The 17,943-nt window shown below is 62.9% G+C and carries 16 protein-coding genes; 6 read left to right on the top strand and 10 right to left on the bottom strand.

The genetic code is table 11. The annotated features are described in order from the left end of the window. Positions 1-27 precede the first annotated feature (27 nt). A complete protein-coding gene (locus IHQ72_RS31570; RefSeq protein WP_258119585.1) occupies positions 28-972 on the bottom strand; it encodes a LysR family transcriptional regulator in 945 nt (314 codons plus the stop codon). Positions 973-1,175: 203 nt separating this feature from the next. Between IHQ72_RS31570 and IHQ72_RS37245 the strand changes: the two genes are divergently transcribed. Continuing rightward, positions 1,176-1,526 carry a cupin domain-containing protein gene (locus tag IHQ72_RS37245; protein ID WP_374120291.1) on the top strand — a complete coding sequence of 117 codons (351 nt, stop codon included), beginning with the start codon at positions 1,176-1,178 and terminating at the stop codon, positions 1,524-1,526. Between the two features lie 109 nt (positions 1,527-1,635). Here IHQ72_RS37245 and IHQ72_RS31560 read toward each other — a convergent pair whose 3' ends face one another. The 8 genes from IHQ72_RS31560 to IHQ72_RS31525 form a co-directional block, all read right to left on the bottom strand. Further along, entirely contained in the window at positions 1,636-2,712 is a 1,077-nt protein-coding gene (locus IHQ72_RS31560) for an ABC transporter ATP-binding protein (protein ID WP_258119583.1), read from the bottom strand. After that, positions 2,709-3,509: an ABC transporter permease gene (locus IHQ72_RS31555; protein WP_258119582.1), complete on the bottom strand. Its 801-nt coding sequence runs from the start codon at positions 3,507-3,509 to the stop codon at positions 2,709-2,711. Before IHQ72_RS31555 ends, IHQ72_RS31560 begins: the two co-directional genes overlap by 4 nt. Position 3,510: 1 nt before the next feature. Next, positions 3,511-4,371: an ABC transporter permease gene (locus IHQ72_RS31550; RefSeq protein WP_258119580.1), complete on the bottom strand. Its 861-nt coding sequence runs from the start codon at positions 4,369-4,371 to the stop codon at positions 3,511-3,513. 65 nt (positions 4,372-4,436) lie between these two features. After that, on the bottom strand, positions 4,437-5,441 hold the full coding sequence (locus IHQ72_RS31545) for an ABC transporter substrate-binding protein (protein WP_258119578.1): 1,005 nt from the start codon (positions 5,439-5,441) through the stop codon (positions 4,437-4,439). A gap of 66 nt (positions 5,442-5,507) precedes the next feature. Next, positions 5,508-6,983 carry an aldehyde dehydrogenase gene (locus IHQ72_RS31540; protein WP_258119577.1) on the bottom strand — a complete coding sequence of 492 codons (1,476 nt, stop codon included), beginning with the start codon at positions 6,981-6,983 and terminating at the stop codon, positions 5,508-5,510. After that, positions 6,980-8,032 carry an LLM class flavin-dependent oxidoreductase gene (locus IHQ72_RS31535; RefSeq protein ID WP_258119575.1) on the bottom strand — a complete coding sequence of 351 codons (1,053 nt, stop codon included), beginning with the start codon at positions 8,030-8,032 and terminating at the stop codon, positions 6,980-6,982. The genes IHQ72_RS31540 and IHQ72_RS31535 overlap by 4 nt, the downstream gene beginning before the upstream one ends. Further along, positions 8,029-9,840 (bottom strand): alpha/beta fold hydrolase, encoded by a 1,812-nt coding sequence (locus tag IHQ72_RS31530; protein ID WP_258119574.1) that lies wholly within the window; start codon positions 9,838-9,840, stop codon positions 8,029-8,031. The genes IHQ72_RS31535 and IHQ72_RS31530 overlap by 4 nt, the downstream gene beginning before the upstream one ends. Beyond that, entirely contained in the window at positions 9,833-10,420 is a 588-nt protein-coding gene (locus tag IHQ72_RS31525; protein WP_077381571.1) for an amino acid synthesis family protein, read from the bottom strand. Before IHQ72_RS31525 ends, IHQ72_RS31530 begins: the two co-directional genes overlap by 8 nt. A gap of 147 nt (positions 10,421-10,567) precedes the next feature. On the opposite strand from IHQ72_RS31525, the gene IHQ72_RS31520 reads away from it, so the two are divergent. Continuing rightward, complete coding sequence (locus IHQ72_RS31520) at positions 10,568-11,239, top strand: GntR family transcriptional regulator (protein ID WP_258119570.1); 672 nt, start codon at positions 10,568-10,570, stop codon at positions 11,237-11,239. 250 nt (positions 11,240-11,489) lie between these two features. Further along, on the top strand, positions 11,490-11,969 hold the full coding sequence (locus tag IHQ72_RS31515; RefSeq protein ID WP_258119568.1) for a sulfocyanin-like copper-binding protein: 480 nt from the start codon (positions 11,490-11,492) through the stop codon (positions 11,967-11,969). A gap of 237 nt (positions 11,970-12,206) precedes the next feature. Here the strand turns inward: IHQ72_RS31515 and IHQ72_RS31510 are convergent, their stop codons facing one another. After that, positions 12,207-12,887 carry a GntR family transcriptional regulator gene (locus tag IHQ72_RS31510; RefSeq protein WP_258123997.1) on the bottom strand — a complete coding sequence of 227 codons (681 nt, stop codon included), beginning with the start codon at positions 12,885-12,887 and terminating at the stop codon, positions 12,207-12,209. Between the two features lie 232 nt (positions 12,888-13,119). Between IHQ72_RS31510 and IHQ72_RS31505 the strand changes: the two genes are divergently transcribed. The 3 genes from IHQ72_RS31505 to IHQ72_RS31495 all read left to right on the top strand — a co-directional run bounded on the left by IHQ72_RS31505 (position 13,120) and on the right by IHQ72_RS31495 (position 17,939). Beyond that, a complete protein-coding gene (locus IHQ72_RS31505; protein WP_258119566.1) occupies positions 13,120-14,247 on the top strand; it encodes a sugar ABC transporter substrate-binding protein in 1,128 nt (375 codons plus the stop codon). 81 nt (positions 14,248-14,328) lie between these two features. Next, entirely contained in the window at positions 14,329-15,870 is a 1,542-nt protein-coding gene (locus IHQ72_RS31500) for a sugar ABC transporter ATP-binding protein (RefSeq protein WP_258119565.1), read from the top strand. Further along, a complete protein-coding gene (locus IHQ72_RS31495) occupies positions 15,867-17,939 on the top strand; it encodes an ABC transporter permease subunit (RefSeq protein WP_258119564.1) in 2,073 nt (690 codons plus the stop codon). The genes IHQ72_RS31500 and IHQ72_RS31495 overlap by 4 nt, the downstream gene beginning before the upstream one ends. Positions 17,940-17,943 lie beyond the last annotated feature (4 nt).

Raw genomic sequence — 17,943 nt, 5'->3', positions numbered from 1 at the left:
AAAAACGATCCAAACGGGGCGCTCCTCTCAAAGGCCTTCGTCCCAATACGGCGTGCGCCCGATGCATCGCGCAAGGTGGTCGACGAAGGCACGGACCTTCATCGACATGAGCCTGTTACTGGGATAGACGGCATAAATCGGGCTGGCTGGAGGCTCCCAGCCATCAAGCACGCGTCGCAGCGCGCCGGTGCGCAGTGGCTCCGCTACCGCCCACGTGGGCAATAGGGCAATGCCGATGCCGTCGAGCGCCGCAACGCGCAGCATCTCCGCATTGTTGCTGCGGAAGCTGCCGCCGATGGTCACCCGCACCTCGCCAATTTTGCCGGCAAGGCGCCATTCATCACCCCAAGGCAGGAGGCTTGTGCAGAGGCAGTTGTGCTTGGCAAGGTCGCCCGGCTCGCGCGGCATTCCATGCTTGTTGAGATAGGCGGGCGCAGCACAGGCGACGAGCCGGGATGGCGCGAGCTTGCGCACGACAAGCGGCGAATCCTGGAGCACGCCGATGCGGATCGCCAGATCGAGCCCCTCATCGACCAGACTCACATGCGCCGGGCTCAAAGCAATATCGACGGAAAGTTCCGGATAGCGCCTCAGGAACTCCGGCACGGCCGGCGCCACATGCATCCAGCCGAAGCTGTCGGGCGCTGAAATGCGAATCGTGCCGCGCGGGTCGCGCTGCAACGCGCTCACTTCTTGTTCCGCCGCTTCAGCTTCGGCGAGAATCCGCGCACAGTGGCGGTAGTAGGCTGCGCCCGCTTCGGTCATCGAGAGTCGGCGCGTGGTCCGGTTGAGGAGGCGAATCCCCAGGCGCTCTTCGAGCCGCTGCACATGGGCGCTGACGGCGGATTTGGAGAGTCCGAGCCGATCTGCCGCAGCCGAGAAGCTGCCGCTGTCCACGACGCGAGCGAACGCCGCGATGCCGTCGAGCGGGTCCATAATTCGATTGTCCTGAAATCCGGACAGCTTGTCCATACAATTCCGGCTAATCGACGGGCGAGAACGGGCCAATCTCTTGGTGAGCCACCTGAACCGCAAAGGAGATCGATGATGGATGCCAAAGTTAAAGCAGCCGAGCCGTTCGTTCGCGAGCCGGCGGTCGGGTCGACGCTCAACATTCTGGGCATCACCCATATCTACAAAGCCACCGGCGCCGAGACCGCGGGGTCCTTCTCGCTTTGGGAGTCCGGGTTCCGCCGGGCGCGGGAGTACCGCCGCACACCCATGGTCGTGAGGATGAAGCCTTCTATGTGCTGAGCGGCGAACTCGTTATCGAATTCGAGGGCGACTCTGCGCCCCATCGCGTTGCGCCCGGCGGCTTCTTCTTCGGCGCACGTGGCCGGCGCCGTGCCATCCGCAATGTCGGCGACAAGCCGGCTCGCGTGCTCGTCCTTTGCGCGCCGAGTTGCGGCCTTGATCAGATGTTTGCAGAATTTGATGCCGCGACCGCTGCCGGCATGCCGGAAATGGGAAAGCTCGTGGCCATCGCCGCCAAATACGGAGTCACCATCGAGGCACCGGCTGCCTGAGATGCCGTTCCAGACCGCCACCGCGTTGGGCTCCTTAGCCGGCGATGAACTTCTCAGACCTGGTGAGGCTTTAGCGCGAGATCCGCCGCGCTGAAGTCAGAACTGTCTGTCAGGCTGGAAACAGAAATGCGGCGGCGGGATCGAAAAAAATCTGTCTGCTCGAGGCGATGCCTTCATGTGCTTCCGCCATGTCGGATGTCGGCCTGACGTCGATCTCCTGGCCGGCGGCCGTGCGCGCGATGACGCGACGCCGCTCGCCGAAGAAGGCGGTGTCGATGAACTCGACCGCAAGCCCGGCAGTGGCCGGGCCGGGTCTCAGTCGAAACGCTTCCGGCCGCACCATCAGCCTGGTCTTCTGGCCTTGGCTGAAGTCCTGATCGATCCTGACGCCCGAGACGACCGAGCCATCGGCCAAGCGGATCGTGGCGGAGCCGTTGACGGTTTCAAGATGCTCGGCCGGCAGGAAATTGGAATTTCCGATGAAGCTGGCCACGAATTCGCTCGCAGGTCTCAGATAGAGGTCCTCACCGGTGCCGATCTGCTCGATGCGCCCGTCCCGAAACAGCGCGATGCGATCCGAAAGATGCAGCGCCTCGTCCTGATCGTGGGTGACGTAAAGAATCGTTACGCCGGTTTCGCGGTGGATGCGCCGTATCTCGGCCTGGATTTCCTCGCGCAGCTTCTTGTCGAGCGCCGAAAGCGGCTCGTCCATCAAAAGGATCGGCGGATCGTAGGCCAGTGCCCGGGCAAGCGCCACGCGCTGCTGCTGTCCGCCGGAAAGCGCGCCAGGATATCGGCCGCCGAAACTCTCCAGCCGCACCAGCGACAGCATCTCGGTGACTTTTCGTTTCACCTCGGCATCCGGCAGGCGGCGCACGCGCAACGGAAAGGCAACGTTCTCGGCGACGGTGAGATGCTGGAACAGCGTGTAGCGCTGGAACACCATGCCGATGTTGCGCTTGTGCGACGGCACCGACAGCAGCGACCTGCCTTCGAGAAGAACGTTGCCGGATGTCGGATGCTGAAAGCCGGCGACCGCGTAGAGCGTCGTCGATTTGCCAGAGCCGGAAGGGCCGAGAAAGGTCAGGAATTCGCCCTTGGGTATATCGATCGTGACATCGTGCACGGCGACGAAGCTGCCGAATGTCTTGCGCAGGTCGCGAATGGAGAGGAAGGGTTCGGTCATTTCGACAATTTCCGCCGAATGAGTGCGGTTACGATCATCAGGCTCAGCGTCAGAAGAACGAGAAGGCTGGAGGCCGCGGCGATGACCGGGCTAAGATCTTGGCGCAGGCTGCCCCAGATCTTGACCGGCAAGGTCTGCAAGGTGGGGCTGGCCATGAAGATCGCGACCACCACCTCGTCCCATGAGGCGAGAAAGGCGAAGATCGCCGCCGAGAAGATCCCGATTTTGATCGCCGGCAAGGTAACCCGGAGTTTTGCTTGGAATGGGCTTGCGCCGCAGACGATCGCCGCATCCTCGATGGATTTGTCAAAACCTTCGAGTGCCGCGGTGATGGGAATGATGGCGAAGGGGAGTGCCAGCACTGTGTGTGCGATGACGAAGCCTGCCGTGGTGCCGCCGAGCCCGATCCGCAGGAAGAATGCATAGATGGCGATGGCGAAGACGACGACCGGCAGCACCATTGGCGTCAGCAGCAGGCCGCGAAGCGTATTGCGCCCGCGAAACTGTCCCCTGACCAGGGCGAAAGAAGCCAGGAGCCCGACGGCGACGGCAAGAATCGCGACCATGGTGGCAATGCGCGCGCTGGTCAGCGCCGCTTCGAGCCAGGCCGGATCGGCGAAGAGCTCCTCATACCATTTCAGCGTCCAGCCGGGCGGCGGAAAAGCCAGCCACCGCGACGATCCGAACGACAGCAGCACGATGAAGACTACCGGCAGTAGCAGAAACGCGGCAACCAGGCCGGTGAAGCCCAGAAGTGCTGCGCGCAGCCAGCCCAGCCGGTCGTAGTCGAGCAGCATCTCAGATGCCTCCTGTCATGCGCTTGGCGCCGACGAGACGCAGTTGCAGCGCATAGAGCGCCATGGTCACCGAAAGCAGGATGAAAGCCGCCGCGCTTCCGAGCCCCCAGTTGAGCAGGGACTGGATCATCTGGGCGATCATTGCGGCGAGCATCATGTTGGAGGTGCCGCCGAGCAGGGTGGGCGTCACGAAATAGCCGAGCGACATGACGAAAACCATCAGGCCGCCTGCAGCGATTCCGGGAAGCGACAATGGCAGCAGGATGCGGCGGAAGGCGTCGAAGGGGCTCGCACCGCACAGGGCGGCGGCGCGCAGCGTCATCGGATCAATGGCGCGCAAGGTTCCGACCAGTGGCAGTATCATGAAGGGCAGCATGATATAGACCATGCCGATGGTGACGCCGGTCAGGTTGTTGATCAGCGGCAGCGGCTCGCTGATCAGGCCAATATCCATCAGCGTCCGGTTGATGACGCCGGTGCGTTGAAGCAGCACCATCCAGGCATAGGTGCGGGTGAGCAGATTGGTCCACATCGACAGGATGATGATGCCGAAGACAATCGAGCCGAGGGCGGGCGGCATGATCGCCAGCATCCAGGCGACCGGAAACGCCACGATGACTGTGACGGTGGTAACGACGGTGGCGACCAGAAAGGTGTTGAAGAAGACCCGCGCATAGGTGCCGTCGCCAAACAGGTTGGCGTAGTTCTGCAGGCCCGGTACGGGTTCGGTTACGCTGCGCAACAGCAACGCCACGACCGGCACCACGAAGAACAGGCTGATGAGGATCAGCGCCGGCAAGGCACCGCCGATGCCATCTGGCCTTCGGAGGATTGGCGGTCGATGAAGCAAATTGCCCGACATGGCGATGATCCCGTCAGATCAGGCGAGACGCCTTGCAGCGTCCCGCCGGTTCATGAAATCAGCGGCTATTTGGCCTGCCACGCGTACCAGCGCTCCGCGATCTTATCGCGGTTTTCAGCCCAGTAGTTCATGTCGAGGTTGATCTGCCCGTCGACATAGGCGTCCGGCAGCGACTTGACGACATCGCCCGGCATTTCGGCTTTGGCTGCCGTGTTGATGGGGGCGTAGCCGCTTGCTTCAGCAAACATTGCCTGGCTTTTCGGGCTTGTCGCAGCGGCCAGGAATTTCATGGCGCTCGCCTTGTTCTTCGACCCCTTGGGGATGACGAGTACGTCGGCGGCGGTCATGTTCTGATTCCAGGATACGCCGACATCTGCGCCGTCCTGCTCGAGGGCGAAGACACGTCCGTTCCAGAGCTGACCGAAGGCTGCTTCACCGGAGGCGATCAGCTGTTGCGACTGCGCGCCGCTGTCCCACCAGACGATTTCCGATTTGATCGTGTCAAGCTTCTTGAACGCCCGGTCGAGGTCGAGCGGATAGAGCTTGTCTGCCGGCACGCCGTCGGCCAGCAGTGCGATTTCGATGACGCCTGGCGCTGACCATTTATAGAACGTGCGTTTGCCGGGAAATTTCGTCAGGTCGAACATGTCGGCCCAGCCCGCCGGTTCGCCCGACACGGCCCCTTTGTTCCAGGCAAGAACGAAGGAGTAGTAGAAGCTGCCGACCGCATGGTCGGTGGTGAAGCGAGGATCGAGATCGGCTTTTGGCACGACGTTGAAATCGATCGGCTCCAGCAGGCCGTCCTTGGCCGCCTTGATGGCGAAATCCATTTCGACATCGACGACATCCCAGGCGACGCTGCCGCCTTCCACCATGGCCTTCAGCTTGCCGTAGTCCGTCGGACCGTCCTGCAGGACCTTGATGCCGGAACTCGCTTCGAACGGAGCAGCCCAGGATTTGGTCTGCGCCTCCTGGGTGGTTCCGCCCCAGCTGGTGAACACCATTTCATCGGCGTGCGCGGCAGTGGCCGCCAAGAGTCCGGCCAGGATGCCGGTCAAAATCAGTTTCATGTCATTCTCCTCTGTTGGTTGTTTTGGTTTCTTGTTTTTGAGAAAATTGCGCGATTGGCGCTGCCCTCATCGCATGACGAACGGATCCGGGATCGGCTCGTCGGATACTCGTATCCAGACGGATTTCGAGCGCGTGTAATCGCGGATTGCGTCAAGCCCGCCCTCACGGCCGAGCCCCGACTGACCGTAACCGCCGAACGGCACCAGCGGCGAAACGGCGCGGTATGTGTTGACCCAGACGACGCCGGCATGGATGTCGCGCGCCATGCGGTGCGCCTTGGCGAGATTGGTGGTGAACACGCCCGAGGCCAGGCCGAACGGCGTGTCGTTGGCAAGCGCCAACGCCTCAGCTTCCGTGTCGAAGGCGAGAACGCTTAGCACCGGACCGAACAATTCCTCCCGCACGCAGGGCAGCGCTGTATCCTCGGCGTCGATGATGGTCGGTGCGTAGTAGAAGCCGCGCGAATGATCGTCGGGCCTTTTTCCGCCGGTGACCAGCGTCCCGCCCTTGGCGAGGCTCTCGGCAACGATCTTCTCGATCCATTCCCGCTGGCGTGGCGTTGCAAGCGGTCCCATTTCGGTGGCCGGATACTGCGGATCGCCTATCCTAATGGCCTCGGCCTTGTGCTTCAGCCTGTCGAGGAACTCGCCTTTTATCGAACGCTCGACTAGCAGCCGCGAGCCGGCGACGCAGCTTTGTCCAGACGCCGCGAAAATCCCGGCCACGACCGCGTTTGCCGCACTTTCCAGGTCGGCGTCGGCGAAAACGACAACCGGGCTTTTCCCGCCCAGCTCCAGCGTCGTGTAGGCGAGATTTTCCGCCGTGTTGCGGACGATAGCGCGAGCGGTCGAAGGTCCGCCGGTGAAGGCGACGCGTGAAACCAGCGGATGACTTGTCAGGCGCCGGCCGCAATCGTGCCCGAACCCGGTCAGTATGTTGACGCTTCCGGCGGGAAATCCGGCCTCGTGAACGAGTTCGGCGAAGGCCAGCAGCGGCGCTGGGCCGTCTTCCGAGGCTTTCAAGACGACCGTGCAGCCGGCCGCCAGTGCCGGCCCGAGCTTGACGGCCGAAAGGAAGAGCTGCGAATTCCACGGCACGACGGCAGCGACGACGCCGATCGGCTCGCGCCTGATGGTGACGTCCATATCGGCCTTGTCGATAGGCACATGCGAGCCTTCATGCTTGTCGGCAAGCCCGCCATAGTAGCGGTAATAGTCGCCGACATAGGCGATCTGGGCGCGGGTCTCTCGGATGATCTTGCCGGTGTCGCGCGTTTCCAGTTCGGCCAGGCGGCCGGCATTGGCGACGACCAGGTCGCCGAGGCGCACCAGCAGCTTGCCTCGGGCGGTCGCTGTCAGCGAGGCCCACGCGGCCGAGTGCAGCGTCCGGTGCGCCGCCTCGACGGCGCGGTCGACGTCGGCTTCGGTTGCGGCGGGCATCGTCGCCCAGGGCGCTCCGGTGGACGGATCGGTGCTTTCGAAGGTGGCCGTCGGCGTATCGAACGCCCCATCTATGAAGTTGCTGAAAGCCACAAGGGTCATTGCGGCCTCCCATGCCCGAAGGCTGGCATCACCTTGTCGACAAACAGCTGCAGGGACTTCTTCTTGCGCTCGTGCGGTAGACCGCTGTCGATCCAGATCGAATATTGGTCGTAGCCGAGCGCCTCATATGCCTTCAGCCGGCTGATCACCTCTTCGGCCTCGCCAATGACCAGGTTCTGTCGGATCTTGTCCGGCGCGTATTGCGGCATGGCCGCGATCTCGTCGTCGGTGAGAGCTTCCAAAATGCCATGGCGAACAGGCTTCTTGTTCTGGAACCACGCGCCGAACTGGCAGTAGAACAGCGACAGGTCCTTCGTCAGCTGCTCCGCATCGGCCGCGTCCTCGGCAACGAACGTATGCATCAGCAGCATGATGTCGGGCCGGGCCATGGCCGGATGCGCCGCGCACGCCGCGTTGAAGCGCTCCATCAGGTTGGTTACCTCGTCATCGCCGGAGGCGAGCGGCGTCACCTGGACGTTGCAGCCGTTGGACACGGCGAAGTCGTGCGAGTTCGGATCGCGCGCCGCCACCCAGATCGGCGGGTGCGGTTTTTGCACCGGCTTGGGCGACGAGGTGGTCGAGGGAAACGACCAGAACTCGCCGGACATCTCGAAGTCGCCTTCCCAGAGGCCCTTGATAGCGGGGATGATCTCGCGCATGCGCTGGCCGGCGCCCCAGGCATCGAGCCCCGGGAACAGGCGCTGGTATTCATAGCTGTAGGCGCCGCGCGCGATGCCGATGTCGAGCCGGCCGCGCGTGATGACGTCGGTCATGGCTGCCTCGCCGGCGAGCTTGACCGGATGCCAGAACGGCGCGATGACCGTTCCTGTGCCGAGCCGGATGCGCTTCGTCATGGCGCCGAGATAGGCGATGTTGATGAACGGGTTTGGCGAGATGGTGAACTCCATGCCGTGGTGTTCGCCGATCCAGGCCGTCTCGAAGCCTGCCGCCTCGGCCATCAGGACCAGTTCCTTGAGCTCGTCGATGAGCTCGGCATGCGGCTTTGCCGGGTCCGAGCGCTCCATATGGACGAAGAGCGAGAACTTCATATCTGTTCACCCCGGGAAAGGGAGGGTTTCATGGATACCGGCTTGGCGAGCGGACGGACTTCACCTTCGACCTCGTTGCCGACATAGACTCCAAACGCATCCTCTCGGCATTCGCGAATGTAGCGGGCGAGCATCGAGCGCACAGCAGCGTCGGCGATGTTCAGTCCGGCAATCCTGTCGATGTCGACGAGCCGGACCTGGCGATCGCTGGAGTGGGGCGCGGCTACCGTGCCGCGGTAGTAGACATGCGTTCGCGATGGATTTGCGGCGTCGTCCCAGACCGCAAACAGGAATCCGAGATGAGCCTCGATGGCTTTCGCAGCGAGGCGTCCCTTGAGGCTTCGCGTGTCGCCGGGCGTCCCAAGCCCTCGGCCCGCCGGCAGTTCGAAAAAGCCGTCGACGGTTTCGAAGAACAGCACGCGGCCTTCGTCTTCGAGGATCGCGCCGACCTCCATGTCCGGCGGCGCCGCCGCCAGCGCTTCCTGGCTGAGACCGGGCGAGACATAGGCGCCACGGCAATAGCCGAGGGGCTGCTGTGAATTGTGGGAGAATTCGCGAACGCGGCCGATGAGGATCGAATGGTCGCCGGCGTCGACCAACTGCTCCATGTCACAGTCGAACGTCGCCACCGATCCACCGAGCAGCGGGCTGCCGGTCGGGCCGAAGCGCCATTCGACAGCCGAGAACTTGTCCTGCGATTTCGAAGCAAAGACGCCGGACGCGGCTCTCTGTTCCTCCGAGAGCACGTTGATGGCAAAGCACTTCGACGTCGAAAACACAGGATGACCCAGCGCTTTCTTGGCGATGCAGACCAGCACAAGCGGCGGATCGAGCGAAACGGATGTAAACGAATTGGCGGTGAAGCCTCGAGGCTCTCCTTCTGGCCCGATCGCGGTGACGATGGTAACGCCGGTCAGGAAGGAACCGAGCGCCCGCCTGAATTCGCCCGCGTCGAAGGCTGTGTCCATCGCCGGTCGCGCCGATGTGCTTGCGCCGTCGTTGCTCTCGAGAAAATCGACAATGCGCCGTGTGACCACGTCAGGCGAGGCTACGGCCATCATATGTCGTTCGCCCTCCAGAACGACGCAGCGACCTCGCGGCGTGAGGCGTGCCATCGCCGCCGACATCGCAGGCGAGGAATTTCTGTCCTCGGAGCCGGTCATGAACAGGGCCGGCATCGCGAGACCGGAAAGACGATCGCCATGCGCCGCATCGGCATGGGCGAAAAGTCGATATGTGCGCGCATAGCCTTCGGAGTTGACGCTTTGCAGTGCGGCGCGCGTCGTCCTTGCGGCCTCGGCCAGGCTGTCGGGGACGGGGTTGCCGAACCAACGCGCGATCGTTGCGTCCGTCCCTGACGGGTTTTCCGCGCCATTCAGCTCGGCGGCGCGCTCGCGCACCGCCTGCGCAAGGTCCGCCGGGCGGCGAAAGACCGTGTTGAGCGACATGATGCGGCGGACCCGTTCGGGTGCGTTGAGAGCGATTTCCTGCCCGACCAGCGCCCCCATTGAATGGCCAACGATCGAGACGGCATCCAGGCCAAGGTGATCAAGAAGCCGGATTGCCTGTCCGGCATAGTCGGCAAGGCTGGCGTCCTCGGGTGGTAGCGGCGACAGGCCGTGTCCCAGCATGTCGATCGCGATCACATCCCATCTGTCCCTCATCAGCTCGATCTGGGGGCCCCAGATCGCCGCGTTCATGCCGACGCCGTGGATGAGGAGGACCGGCGCGCCGGATCCGGCACGGATGAAGCCGGTGCCGTCAGGCGCCGTTCCGCGATGCCAGCCAGGGGCCGTCAGTTCAGCCATGCAGGTCGCCGACCTCCTTGAGATCCTGGTAGCGGTCACCGATGCGATGATGCGGTCGCCCGCCGATCGAGGCGCCAAGCGCCACCACCAACTCGTCTGGCGCCGGCGCGTCGCCGATCTGGAAGTGCACCGTCAGATAGTGCGAACGTCGGCCTTCATCATTCTTGTCCATGAGCGGGATCATGATCGGCGTGTTCGGCCCGCCACGGAGATTGGTGAAGGCAAGATAGGTCTTGGCGCCGACGGCACGCCGATAGTGATTGCCGAAATGCAGCGTGTGGATGAGCGCGGAGGCATGCTCGATCTCGCCCGACGTGCCGCAGATTGCGGCCTTGCCGTAGCCTTCGATAGCTTCGCCAGATCCCGCAACTGCGAGAATTTCATGGGTCAGCATCTCCCCCAAAACCGGCGCATAGGCGCGGATCTCGGGAGAAAGATCTTCAGTGAAACCACGCCCGGCCCAGGGATTGTCGAGCACTGCCGCCACGCCGATCAGGCGCAGCGGCCGGGGGGCCACCTTGCCGCCTTCAATCAGCGTGTTCTCAACATAGGTGACGATCTTTCGGATGGCCGGCTTCATCGAATCCTCTGTGGTCGATCGGGCTGAGACATCCGGAAAAGTTCCTTTTGCCTCGACAATCTTATGGTATACCATACTATTGAAGACCAAATCCCTTGTCAACGGATCATCGAATCTGTTTCTTTGCGGATGCTGGGAGTAGATGAATTGGCCGACGACACACTGAGGATCGAACGATCCACCAAGACGCTGAGAACGCTGGCGCTGGAGCGCATGCGCGACGCGATCATGGGGTTTCACTTCCAGCCCGGCGAACGGTTGGTCGAGCGGCCGCTTTGCGACCAGCTCGGCGTCAGTCGCTCGGTGGTGCGCGAAGTTCTGCGGCAGTTGGAGACTGAGGGCCTTGTCCAGATGATACCAGGCCACGGACCCGCCGTGGCCAGGCCGGATCTCAGCCGCACCGACGAGATTTATGAACTGCGCGCTCTGATGGAGGGCATCGCAGCGCGCGCCTGCGCGCTGACGGCGACGGAGGACCAGATCGCTGCGCTTGAGCGTGCATTAGATGTGCTGCTCAAGGCGTGGGCCTCAGCCAATCCGATCGAGGTGATGCGGGCGACGACAAAATTCTACGAGGTGCTTTTCGATGCCGCCGACAAGCGCATCGCCTGGGAGATCGTCCAGGGTCTGAACGTCCGCATCAACCAGCTGCGTTCCATGACCATCGCTTCGGTGGACCGCCGCGATGCCGCAATTGCCGAAATGACCGACATCATGAACGCGATCAAGTCGCGCAACGGCGATGACGCCGAAGCCGCGGCCCGGCGGCATGTGGAGCAGGCCTGGCGAATTGCGCAACACACTCTTCGCAACAGCTGAAGCAGAAACTGCACATTACGGAATCGCCCGTCGCCCTCGCACTGACGCACTGCAGGCAACTCCAACGCGCATCCAACCCGATGATATAGCAGCAATGGCGTTGTTTCTGGCTGCTGACGATAGCGCATTCTGGGTTTGCTGGTGCGGATCTTATTTTGAGGGTATTCTCTTCCTTAAAGGATAACCCGGGTCGACCTCGATTGGGCCGCTCACGCCAGCCGCTCTGCTCGGGAGGGAGCCTCTGATTGCGATGGCGCGCTTTGCTCACCTTGCCCTTCTCGCCGTCACCTTGGGATTGTTGCCTGGAATTGCACTGGCTGGGGAGCCGTTCGTGCCGAGCTGGATCAAGAACGATCCCAGAGCCAAGTCAGTGGCCATAGAGATTGTTGCCGATTGGAACCAAGTCGAGCGGTACCGCAGGGATAACATCCGCACCGACATCATCGACTTCAACGGCTACTGGGGCGGCAATCTTACGATCATCGTGCCAGCAGAATGGTCGGTAAAGATCAAGTTCATCAATGGCTCCTCGTCTTTCCGGCACAGCCTGATGGTGACCAGGGTCTATGCTCAGTCAGAGATGCCAGTGAAGTTGACGGCTGAGGATGCGATCTGGGGGTGTACACCGATCCGCCAGAGGGAATCAAAATCAATGAGAGGAGGCAACTCAACTTTGTTGCGCAGCAGGCCGAAAGCTATTTCCTCGCCTGTGCCAGGCAAACGCATCTGATGGACGGACACTGGATCGGTTTCGAGGTGAGAGACAGCATCGAGCAGGCCGTGGCAATCATAGACGAAAACAAGTTTCCGCAGGAGCAGCCCCCAAGGCGCCCTTAGGGCTGCGCGAGCAAGCCCGCGCTATGGCTTGGTCGTGGAGATCAATGCAAATCCTTGGCGGCTTACCTTGAAACTCGAGAGTATGGGCGTACCCGAGCAGGTTAGAACTGCTTCTGCAGTGCTTTCGTCACTATTTCAGTAGTTCGACCAGCACTTTGAACGCAGCATCAATGTCGGCGCGGACCGCGGCCCGAACCGCTTCCGCATCCCGGTCGCGCAAGGCCGCAAACATCTCCTGGTGGTGTTCGTTTGCGGTCGAGTAGTTCCCGGAATCGTGCAGCATGTTGAAATAAGGGCTGATCTGCAGCCACAGGTTCTCGATGATGTTGAGAATGTTCTCGGAGCCCGCCGCCCGGTAGATCGAGAAATGAAAGGCGTAGTTGGCGCGCAGGTAGGATTTGACGTCGCCGGCGGCATTGGCCTGTTCGAGCGCATCCAGATGCTGGCGCAGCAGCGCCATGCTTTTGTCGTCCATGCGTTCCGCGGCCCATGCCGCCGCGATCGCCTCGATCTCGAACCTGACATTCCTGAGATCGATGAGTCGCGCGCGGCTTAGTGCCGGGATGCCGATCGAGCGGCCCGAAACCACCATCAGCGCATTGGCGGCGGTCAGGCGTCGCAGCGCCTCCCTGACCGGCATCGGGCTGACGCCGAAAGCGTCGGCAAGGCTCTGCACCGTCACCATCTCGCCTGGCACGATGCTGCCGTCGAGGATCAACTCGGTGACATGGCGATAGACCCGCTCTTGCAGGGTATCCCTGGACAGGGGAGTGATCTCGACACCCGGCCTCCTGAACGCTGCCCCAGCCATCTGCATTAAACCTTCCCGCGCAAGCGACGCTGCCGCTATGTCCGGCGCCTGTACCCGGAATGCAAGGTTCGGATTGCCACGTCAAGCGCCGGCGCATCCCGGTTTTGATATTAAACTATTCAATCATTGATCTTTGATCAAATCATGATAGGGTCGGTCGCGTCGAATGACAAGGATTGCGTTTGGCGGTCCCGGGGAGGCATTCGGTCGTCTGAATTGGGAGGAGTTTCGAATGGGTATCGGATCGAAAGCCCGGCGGCTCGCGCTGCTGGCTGGCATGGCTGTCTGCGCTTGTGGGGTGTCCGCCGCCGAGGCGGCCGAAAAGCACAAGATCTTTCTGAGCATGAGCTTCATCGGCAACGATTGGCAGGCCGAGGCGGCAAACATGGTCAAAGCTATGGCCTCGCACAAAAGCATGGCCGATAAGGTCGATCTTCAGGTTCAGGTGGCGGGGCCGAATGCGCAGCGCCAGATCCAGCAGGTCAACGCCATGGTCCAGGCGGGCGCCGAAGCGATCGTGATCTTTCCGATCTCGCCAACGGCCCTCAATCAGGTGGTCAAGAACGCCTGCAACAAGGGCGTCAAGGTCTTCGCCTATGATGCCGAGATCACCGAGCCTTGCGCCTACAACGTCCATATCGACCAGGAGGAGGCAGGCCGGGTGACGGCCGAATGGCTGGTCAAGAAACTCGATGGCAAGGGCAACATCATCGCGGTGACCGGCGTCCCCGGCACCTCGGTCGACGATTTGCGCACCAAGGCAGCCAAGGAGGTCTTGGCCAAACACCCCGACATCAAGATCGTCGGCGAGGCGGTCGGCATGTGGAGCCAGGCGGTGGCCCGTACCGAACTTTCGAAGATCCTGGCGACGCGCAGTTGGGACGATATCGATGGGCTATGGATGCAGGTCGGCTGCTTCACTGCCAATTCAATGCAACTCGAGGCCGGCAAGAAGACCAGCGAACTCCTGCCCTGTGCCGGCGAGGGCGCCAATGGCGGCCGCATCCAGATGCTGCCGGAGGGCACCGAGGTCGAGGGCGCGGCGTCTCCCTATGCGCCGCTCGGCGCGCCGCGCATTTCCTACGCGTCACCGCCTTATTCCGGCGCACTCGCGCTCAAGCTCGCCGTCGAGGCTCTTGAAGGCAAGGATGTGCCTAAGAAAACGATCCTGCCGCTGCCGGTCGTCACCAACGAGACGATCAAGCTCTGCGACGAGGGCACCTGGGCCGAGATGAAGGCCGGCTGCAACGCCTTCAAGCCGTCGCTGGTCTCCAATCCCGGCTGGTTCGCGTCGATCTTCTCCGACCAGACGCCCGAGATCGGCCTTGCCGCAGCACTTGTCGGCCAGCCCGAGGAGTGAGCTCCCTCTGAAGCGGCGCGTGGGGCATGTCGATCGCTCCATGCGCCGCCCTCATCAAAGGGCGTTCAGGAAGCTGGAATCATGAATTCAACAGCGCATCTGACTGCTGTCGGCATAGAGGGCGTCCGCAAGGCGTTCGGCGCCACAATCGCCCTCGACGGCGTTTCCTTCAAAATTGCATCGGGCAGCGTGCATGCTCTGCTCGGCGAGAACGGCGCCGGCAAGTCCACGCTGGTCAAGCTGCTGTCGGGACTGGTGCGGCCCGACGAAGGGCAGATTACTATCCTTGGCCAACCGGCGCCGCTCGGCTCGCCGCGCGCCGCCCATGCCAAGGGCTTGCAGACAGCCTTCCAAGAAATGACCCTGGTCCGCGATCTCAGCGTTCTCGACAATATGCTGCTGCCCTACGCGCCGATCGGCCCGATCGGCCTGATCAGACGGTCAGCCGCGCGTAAGGCGGTTCGCAAACACATTTCCGATCTCGGGCTTTCGGTCGATCTCGACGCCGAGCTGGCGACGCTCGATCTTGCCGTCCGGCAGAAGATCGAGATCGCGCGCGCCGTCTACCGCAAGCCGCGCATCCTCCTGCTCGACGAACCGACTTCGACCTTGTCGGGCGGCGACGTCGAATGGTTGGGCGGCATCATCGCCCGGCTGAAGGCGGCCGGTACGACGGTCGTGTTCATTACCCATCGCATGCGCGAGGTGCGGGCCTTCTGCGACACGCTGACCATCCTCAGAAACGGCCGTCATATCGTCACCGCGCCGGTCGCCGATGTCTCGGATGGCGAGGTGATCGAAAAGATCATCGGCCGCAGCATTGCCCAGACATTTCCGCCGAAACCTGAAAGCGAGGCCGTCTTCGGCCCCCCAGTGCTCGGCGTGCGCGATCTCAAAGCCGGAAGAAAGCTCGACGGCGTCAGTTTCGACCTGCGCAAGGGCGAAATCCTCGGCATTGCCGGGCTTCAGGGCATGGGGCAGCTTGACCTGTTCTTCGCTTGCTTCGGCATGGCCGAGATCGAACGTGGCCATGTCGTGGTTGACGGCCGCAAGGTGTGGCTCGGCTCGCCGGCCGATGCGCTCAAGCCCAATATGGCGATCGGGCTGGTGCCGGAGGACCGCAAGACCGAGGGTCTGTTCCTGAAGCTCCCGGGCCGGCAGAACGCATCGCTGCCGGTCGTCGGGCGCTTCACGCGGTTTGGCCTGATTAGGGAGGACGAGGAAGCTCGCGCCGTGCAATCTGCCTTCTCTACAGTCGAGGTCGACCGCCGTGCCATGTGGACGAGGGCAGGCGCGTTTTCGGGCGGCAACCAGCAGAAGATCGCTATCGCGAAATGGCTGGTCGCCGAAAGTCGCATCCTGCTGCTCTTCGATCCCACTCGCGGCATCGACGTCGGCACCAAGCACGAGCTCTATGTGATGATGCGCGACTATGTGGCGGCCGGCGGCTCGATCCTGCTGCATTCGACCGAGATTCCCGAGCTCGTCCATCAATGCGACCGGGTGCTCGTCCTCTACGACGGCCGGCTGGTGGCGGAGCTTGCGGGCGAGGATATTTCTGAAGGCGCGATCATGAGGCCGGCGCTGGGCCATGGCGATGCGGTTCGACAGGCGGCTGAATGAGCGCGATCAGTTCCCCCGCCGCCGCGCCAGCCGGAACCTTGTCGCGGCTGCTGTCGCGGCACAGTGGTGCGATCATCGCCGCAGTCGTCTTCGCAGCGCTTCTGCTCGTCGTCGATCTGGTCAGCGCCGGGCGGCTAACCTATTTCGACATTTCGTTCCTCTCGAGCGGCGGCGCTACCTCGGCGCTGGCGGCAATCGGCCAGACGCTGGTCGTCCTGTCCGGCGGCTTCGACCTGTCCGCCGGCGCGGTGATCTCGCTGGTCAACGTCGTCCTGGCGACGGGCATGGATCCGATGGCGACCGGTTTGAGCGTTGTCCTGTGGACGCTGGTGGGAATTGGCGTCGGCATGTTGGTCGGCGCTTTCAACGGCTTTTTCATCGCCGTCCTGCGCATGCAGCCCATCGTCGTCACGCTGTCGACCATGTTCATCCTGCAAGGCATCACATTGCTGGTCATGGACAAGCCGGGCGGCTTCGTCTCGCCCGATCTTGGCGCCTTCTATCTCGGCGATGCCGTCGAGGGCTGGCTGCCGATGCCGCTGGTGGTTATCGGCGTCGTCCTGCTCGCCTGGTTCTGGCTGAAGGGGACGCGCTTCGGAACGGCTCTCTATGCGGTCGGCAGCGATCCGGATGCGGCTGCCTCCGTCGGTGTGCGCGTCGTTCTCGTCCGCTTCCTCGTCTATGTCATTGCCGGCGGCTGCTACGGACTTGCGGGCGTCTTCATCAGCGCCCAAACCGGCAGCGGCGATCCGCTCGTCGGCAATCCGCTGCTGTTGTCGATGTTTGCGGCGGTCGTCGTCGGCGGCACGAGGCTGGGCGGCGGGCAGGGTGGGCCGGTCGGCACCGTGTTCGGCGCCTATATCCTGATGATGGTCGTCAACATCCTGCTCGTGCTCAACGTCTCGGCCTATTATTCGACTATCGCCGAGGGCACGATCCTGATCCTTGCGGTGCTTGCCGGCTCGCTGTCGCATGGCTCCGTCCTGGCTCGCCAGTTCCGCGCCGCGCGGGCGCGGCTGGCCGCGTGGCGCGCCGGAATGCTGCCGTCGCAGATCGATCGCATCGACCGGCGGCTGAGGATCGCCCGCGACAGCACCGGCGACCAGCCGGTGGTGCGACCGCCCTTCCACGTCCGCAACGCTGAGACGCTGCGCTATGCGGCGCCGGCCTATGTCTGCCTGGCCATTGTCGTGATCGTCACCCAGATCTGGCTCGGACGCGCCATCTTCAACGTCACCTACTGGAATTCGCTGTTCGTGCTGTCGAGCTTCCTCGCCATCCTCGCACTGGGGCAAGGCAGCGTGATCCTCACCGGCGGGCTCGACCTGTCGGTGCCGTGGACGATCGGCCTCTCGGGCATCCTGCTCGCCGGCATCGTCAACGGATCGGACGCAGCACTTGCCTATGCGCTGCCGGCCGTCCTGGTCATCGCCTGCCTCGTCGGGCTGGCGAACGGCATCGGCATCGTCTTGCTCGGCATCTCGCCGATCGTGATGACGCTGGCCACCAACGGCATTCTGCAAGGGTTTGCGCTTCTCTATTCGCAGGGCACCCCGGCCGGCTTCTCCTCGCCGATGCTGCGCTGGTTCATGACAGGCAAGATATTCGCCTTGACGCCGGTGGTGCTGTTCATGGTCGCGTTTGTCGTCTTTGCCGTTCTGCTGCTCGGCCGCACCGCTTTCGGCCGCCGCGTCTACGGCATCGGCAACAGCCTGCGCGCGGCCCAACTGTCCGGCATCGCGGTCGGGCGCACGCTGATCCTGGTCTATATGCTTTCGGCGGTCTGCGCGGCGATCGTCGGCATCATGCTCACCGGCTTTTCGGGCCAGGCGAGCCTGGGCATGGGCGACGACTATCTTTTGCCGTCGATCGCGGTGGTTGTGGTCGGAGGCGCGCTGATCACCGGCGGACGCGGCCATTATCTCGGCATGCTCGGCGGGGTGCTGTTGCTCACGGCGCTGCAGATGCTGCTGGCCGGCACCACGCTTCCCTATGCCACAAGGGCAATTCTGTACGGGCTGGTCGTTCTGGGCGCCGTCATGGCGCTGCGCGAACGGCGGCTGCAATGAGAAG

The organism is Mesorhizobium onobrychidis (assembly GCF_024707545.1).
In the GTDB taxonomy this organism is placed as follows: domain Bacteria; phylum Pseudomonadota; class Alphaproteobacteria; order Rhizobiales; family Rhizobiaceae; genus Mesorhizobium; species Mesorhizobium onobrychidis.
Note: the sequence above shows the minus strand (reverse complement) of the source record. Positions and strands in the feature narration are given on the sequence as shown.

Excerpts from the sequence above, each read along its gene's own strand:
- IHQ72_RS31570 (WP_258119585.1), bottom strand. The coding sequence starts at position 972 with ATGGACAAGCTGTCCGGATTTCAGGACAATCGAATTATGGACCCGCTC.
- IHQ72_RS31560 (WP_258119583.1), bottom strand. The coding sequence starts at position 2,712 with ATGACCGAACCCTTCCTCTCCATTCGCGACCTGCGCAAGACATTCGGC.
- IHQ72_RS31555 (WP_258119582.1), bottom strand. The coding sequence starts at position 3,509 with ATGCTGCTCGACTACGACCGGCTGGGCTGGCTGCGCGCAGCACTTCTG.
- IHQ72_RS31550 (WP_258119580.1), bottom strand. The coding sequence starts at position 4,371 with ATGTCGGGCAATTTGCTTCATCGACCGCCAATCCTCCGAAGGCCAGAT.
- IHQ72_RS31545 (WP_258119578.1), bottom strand. The coding sequence starts at position 5,441 with ATGAAACTGATTTTGACCGGCATCCTGGCCGGACTCTTGGCGGCCACT.
- IHQ72_RS31540 (WP_258119577.1), bottom strand. The coding sequence starts at position 6,983 with ATGACCCTTGTGGCTTTCAGCAACTTCATAGATGGGGCGTTCGATACG.
- IHQ72_RS31535 (WP_258119575.1), bottom strand. The coding sequence starts at position 8,032 with ATGAAGTTCTCGCTCTTCGTCCATATGGAGCGCTCGGACCCGGCAAAG.
- IHQ72_RS31530 (WP_258119574.1), bottom strand. The coding sequence starts at position 9,840 with ATGGCTGAACTGACGGCCCCTGGCTGGCATCGCGGAACGGCGCCTGAC.
- IHQ72_RS31525 (WP_077381571.1), bottom strand. The coding sequence starts at position 10,420 with ATGAAGCCGGCCATCCGAAAGATCGTCACCTATGTTGAGAACACGCTG.
- IHQ72_RS31515 (WP_258119568.1), top strand. The coding sequence starts at position 11,490 with ATGGCGCGCTTTGCTCACCTTGCCCTTCTCGCCGTCACCTTGGGATTG.
- IHQ72_RS31510 (WP_258123997.1), bottom strand. The coding sequence starts at position 12,887 with ATGGCTGGGGCAGCGTTCAGGAGGCCGGGTGTCGAGATCACTCCCCTG.
- IHQ72_RS31505 (WP_258119566.1), top strand. The coding sequence starts at position 13,120 with ATGGGTATCGGATCGAAAGCCCGGCGGCTCGCGCTGCTGGCTGGCATG.
- IHQ72_RS31500 (WP_258119565.1), top strand. The coding sequence starts at position 14,329 with ATGAATTCAACAGCGCATCTGACTGCTGTCGGCATAGAGGGCGTCCGC.
- IHQ72_RS31495 (WP_258119564.1), top strand. The coding sequence starts at position 15,867 with ATGAGCGCGATCAGTTCCCCCGCCGCCGCGCCAGCCGGAACCTTGTCG.